Raw genomic sequence first — 4,310 nt, 5'->3', positions numbered from 1 at the left:
CGCCCAGACCTAATCAGTATTGCCCATAGCGGATCATTTTCGCCCAATACCTATAGATAGCGCCCATACCCCTTTATTTACGCCCATAAAACATGAAATCATGCTGAATCCTATTCATAGAGAAGCCATCACATAGCTCCTTAACGTAAAAAGACTAGTAATTGGATGGATAGTAATCAATGCAGGATAAAAAATGACCATTTCAGCGTAATACAGTCTGAAAAGAACAGCTTTGAAGTCTATCAAAGGATATAAATGGAGTATAATGGAATAAAAGGTTGGTAATAGAAGAATTTGGAGGGTTGTATGAGGTTGAATTGGTTCATAGCCGTACTTATTGGCATTGTACTGGGAATTATTCTTTGTTTTATAGACCCCTTATATGGAATGGTCATTGGATTTGGCATTATTGCAGGCAGTTTGTTTCGGGCATTATTCTTACTCAATGATATTCAGAAGAGATTATCAATGATATCGTCTAAGCCTGTTAGGATAAACAAGGTGCAGCAGGCTATGGATGATTACCGAAAGGAAAGAGACCAGAATCAAGGATAGAGATGTTCATTCTCTATCCTTTTTTTTCTGCCGCAAAAAATTTTCTAAGTGATGATCCTTTTCTATCGCCAGCTTATATATAGAGGGTGAGAGGGAGGTGAGAACATGAACGAACAATTCTTAGAGGCAACGAAATTACAGATTGAATTCGCGATTGGGACAGATTTGCTTGGTAAGCCTGTCACAAAGAAAAAGCTTTTCTCCAATATGAATAGTGCAGCTAGTGGAAACGCTTTGAAACGATGCGCAGATGCTATCGTATCCCTGCAAAAGCATACGGCTATCGGTGTGAAAAGGCTTGATACTTGGGGCCTTGAATCGTAAGCCGCTATTATTCAAAAACAATAAGAAAGGAGTGGAGTAAATGGACAAGGTGCTAGAATTATACTTTATAACAGCTGATGAGAAAACAGCCAAAATTCAGATTGAAGATCCTATTGAGCCGGTAGATGAGGCGAAAGTACGCGCCGCGATGAATGAAATGATTGCTTCTCAGGCCTTTAAAAATAGTGCAGGACCCTATGTGTCTGCAAAAGAAGCACGTTTGGTTGCAACGACGAAAACGACGTATTTATTCTGATGATTACACACGTTGAAAAGCTAATCCCTGCAAAGGGTTAGCTTTTCTTTTTAACAAGATAGATTAGAAAGGAGGTTCTTCAGTGGACGAACTATTGCTGTTTATAAAGGATGTTGGTTTCCCAATCGTTGTCACCATTTATCTATTGTACAGGATAGAAGGCAAGCTCGAAGCCCTTAATATGTCTATCCAATCATTACCTGTTCTGCTCAGTGAATTAATGAAGAATCATGCATCATAGAGAGTATTCGATAGACATATGACCCCTTTTGGGGGAGAAATCGCAATGATCGTTCGTTGCGATTTTTCTTGCATCTTCCTTCTGTTAATTGTTCAAATAACAAATTTCTACTAGAGCATAAACCATGGATTGACTCCCCAAAAAGCTGAAAAGCCGCACTGAAAAATTCTTAAGTGAATAGACAAATATCCGATAATATGGCTATAGTTGTTTAGTAGATGGAGTTACCTTTTCTGTAAAGGGGGGATTTAGATGCTTAAGGGATTTATTCAATCTTTTTTTGAGAGCGGCAATACGATTCGATTTGAGTTGGATGATTGGTATAAATGGTATAAAGAACCCCGGAAAATTCATGATGCTGTGGTTTCACACCTAGAAAAAGAAGGGAGAAGAGTAGAGACGATCTCTGTTGTGAAGATTGTGAGAAGCAATAGAGTTTCAATTCTAGCCATAGATGGAATCAAATATGAGCTTTCAGTAACGAATCAACCTCATTTCGGTCCAACACAATCTGTAGTCTTGAGTAAGTTGAAGAATGAATAGAATAAAGCATAAAAAAATGGCAAGCTCATAAAGGGCTTGTTTTTTTATGTGAAGCGAATGCTGAGATTACCTTTTAAAGATTTCTTCCAGGTTATAGAGAATAGATAAAAATATCAGATTTTCTGTCTATTGGCATGGCTGTGTCTAAAAGGCGAATTGTTTAAAGTGGAATGTACGTTTCCTATAGCTTGGATACACCATCTGGGTCCTTTGGCATAGTTTAACAAAAAATACCCAGGGTACTTCAAAAGAAAGGAGAACCTACTATGCCCAGTTATTTAGTACATAATAATAGTTTTCCAAAATAGCATAATGAAAGGATGATTTCGTTGGCTGACAATAAAAAAGATGAGCAATTAGAGGAGTACAGAGTCAATAATGATGGGAAAAAACTGACGACCAATCATGGTGTCCGTGTATCAGAGGATGAGCATTCATTGAAGGCTGGGGAAAGAGGACCCACTTTGATGGAGGATTTTCATTTCAGGGAGAAGATGACTCATTTTGATCATGAACGTATTCCCGAGAGAATTGTCCATGCACGCGGCTTTGGTGCACATGGGTATTTTCAGGTGTATAAATCGATGGCTGAGCTGACGAAGGCGGACTTCCTGCAGGATCCTTCGAAGAAAACCCCTGTCTTTGTCCGTTTTTCTACTGTCGCAGGATCAAGAGGATCCGCTGACTCTGTTCGGGATGCGCGAGGATTTGCCACGAAATTTTATACAGATGAAGGCAATTTTGATTTAGTCGGAAATAATATTCCCGTCTTCTTTATCCAGGATGCGATTAAGTTCCCGGATTTAGTGCATTCCTTCAAGCCGGAGCCCCATAATGAAATGCCTCAAGCAGCTACGGCTCATGATACCTTTTATGATTTCATTGTGAACAATACAGAGTCTGCCCATATGGTGCTTTGGACGAATTCAGATCGTGGAATTCCGCGCAGCTATCGGATGATGGAAGGGTTTGGTGTTCATACATTCCGCTTAGTCAATGCAGAAGGCACTTCGCATTTTGTGAAATTCCATTGGAAGCCGCTGCTGGGTGTCCATTCCCTTGTCTGGGATGAGGCACAGAAGATTGCGGGGAAAGACCCGGATTTTCATCGGCGTGATTTGTATGAGGCGATTGAGCTTGGGAATTACCCTGAGTATGAGCTCGGTATCCAAATCATCAAAGAGGAGGATGAATTTACGTTTGACTTTGATGTTTTGGATCCAACGAAAATCTGGCCGGAGGAGCTCGTGCCGGTTCACCGGATCGGAAAGATGACACTGAATAAAAATGTTGATAATGTCTTTGCGGAAACGGAGCAGGCAGCCTTTCACATTGGACACGTCGTACCTGGTATTGACTTCACGAATGACCCGTTATTACAGGGACGTCTTTTCTCTTATACCGATACACAGCTTTTGCGATTAGGAGGCCCGAACTTCCAGCAGATTCCGATTAATCGACCGGTATCTCCTGTGCATAATCATCAGCGGGACGGCTATCATCAGATGAGAATCGACCAAGGGCAGGTCAGCTATCATAAAAACGGGTTAGCTGGGAATTCACCAGAACCGGCAAGTCCGGAAGAAGGCGGATATGCTCATTATCAAGAAAAGGTAGAAGGACATAAGGTAAGAAAGCGCAGTGATAGCTTTAAGGATCATTACAGTCAGGCAAAGCTATTCTGGAACAGTATGTCGATGCCGGAGAAAGAGCATATTATTGAAGCCTTTCAATTTGAGCTCGGGAAATGTCTCAATAAAGATATTCAGCAGCAGGTCGTGAATATGTATGCTCATGTTGATCACTTCCTTGCTGAGCAAATTGCCTATGGTTTAGGCCTTGAGGTACCTGAAAAAGGAAGCGGTGAGCCGTCCGTAACGGATCAATCACCTGCCTTAAGCCAGCTCAATACACCAATGAGTCCAAAAACGAGAAAAGTGGCGGTTTTAGCTCATAATGGCTTCAATGGCGAGGATTTAATGAGTGTGCTCAAAGCCTTTGATAATGCTGGTATGATTGCTGAGATTGTCAGTGAGCATCAAGGGAAAATTAAGAGTGCGAATGGGGCTGAGCTTAAGGTTGACCAAACCTTCCTTACAACAGACTCCGTCCTCTATGATGCTGTCTTCATTGCAACAGGTGAAGAAAGTGTCAATTCCTTAAAGAAAAATAAGAAGGTGAATGAATTCTTGATGAATGCCTTCAGTCACTATAAAGCAATTGGGGCTCCCAAAGAAGGTTCAGCTCTTATGCAGGCATTCCTGATGGAATCAGAGGCTGCTAGTATAGGAGTTGTCACATCAATACCTGATGATCCAATAGAAGCTGTTACTGACACATTCATCCAAGCTGTTGCGAAGCATCGTCACTGGGAAAGACAAATCTAAAAGG

The 4,310-nt window shown here is 41.2% G+C and carries 6 protein-coding genes; all 6 read left to right on the top strand.

The features are described from left to right. Nucleotides 1-306: 306 nt before the first annotated feature. The 6 genes from ACI35L_RS08460 (at nucleotide 307) to ACI35L_RS08435 (ending at nucleotide 4,306) form a co-directional block, all read left to right on the top strand. Complete coding sequence (locus ACI35L_RS08460; protein WP_439802655.1) at nucleotides 307-555, top strand: hypothetical protein; 249 nt, start codon at nucleotides 307-309, stop codon at nucleotides 553-555. Nucleotides 556-660: 105 nt separating this feature from the next. Next, the gene (locus tag ACI35L_RS08455; RefSeq protein WP_439802654.1) at nucleotides 661-879 is read left to right on the top strand and encodes a DUF1659 domain-containing protein; all 219 of its coding nucleotides are present in this window, start codon (nucleotides 661-663) and stop codon (nucleotides 877-879) included. Nucleotides 880-919: 40 nt separating this feature from the next. Continuing rightward, the gene (locus tag ACI35L_RS08450; protein ID WP_439802653.1) at nucleotides 920-1,135 is read left to right on the top strand and encodes a DUF2922 domain-containing protein; all 216 of its coding nucleotides are present in this window, start codon (nucleotides 920-922) and stop codon (nucleotides 1,133-1,135) included. A gap of 82 nt (nucleotides 1,136-1,217) precedes the next feature. Next, a complete protein-coding gene (locus ACI35L_RS08445; RefSeq protein WP_049671269.1) occupies nucleotides 1,218-1,376 on the top strand; it encodes a YvrJ family protein in 159 nt (52 codons plus the stop codon). Nucleotides 1,377-1,628: 252 nt separating this feature from the next. Then, complete coding sequence (locus ACI35L_RS08440) at nucleotides 1,629-1,919, top strand: hypothetical protein (RefSeq protein WP_439802652.1); 291 nt, start codon at nucleotides 1,629-1,631, stop codon at nucleotides 1,917-1,919. A gap of 320 nt (nucleotides 1,920-2,239) precedes the next feature. Beyond that, complete coding sequence (locus ACI35L_RS08435; protein WP_439802651.1) at nucleotides 2,240-4,306, top strand: catalase; 2,067 nt, start codon at nucleotides 2,240-2,242, stop codon at nucleotides 4,304-4,306. Nucleotides 4,307-4,310 lie beyond the last annotated feature (4 nt).

This window comes from Pradoshia sp. (assembly GCF_051873915.1).
GTDB lineage: Bacteria > Bacillota > Bacilli > Bacillales > Pradoshiaceae > Pradoshia.
Note: the sequence above shows the minus strand (reverse complement) of the source record. Positions and strands in the feature narration are given on the sequence as shown.

Coding starts and splice junctions, on each gene's coding strand:
- ACI35L_RS08460 (WP_439802655.1), top strand. CDS start 307: ATGAGGTTGAATTGGTTCATAGCCGTACTTATTGGCATTGTACTGGGA.
- ACI35L_RS08435 (WP_439802651.1), top strand. CDS start 2,240: ATGATTTCGTTGGCTGACAATAAAAAAGATGAGCAATTAGAGGAGTAC.
- ACI35L_RS08455 (WP_439802654.1), top strand. CDS start 661: ATGAACGAACAATTCTTAGAGGCAACGAAATTACAGATTGAATTCGCG.
- ACI35L_RS08450 (WP_439802653.1), top strand. CDS start 920: ATGGACAAGGTGCTAGAATTATACTTTATAACAGCTGATGAGAAAACA.
- ACI35L_RS08440 (WP_439802652.1), top strand. CDS start 1,629: ATGCTTAAGGGATTTATTCAATCTTTTTTTGAGAGCGGCAATACGATT.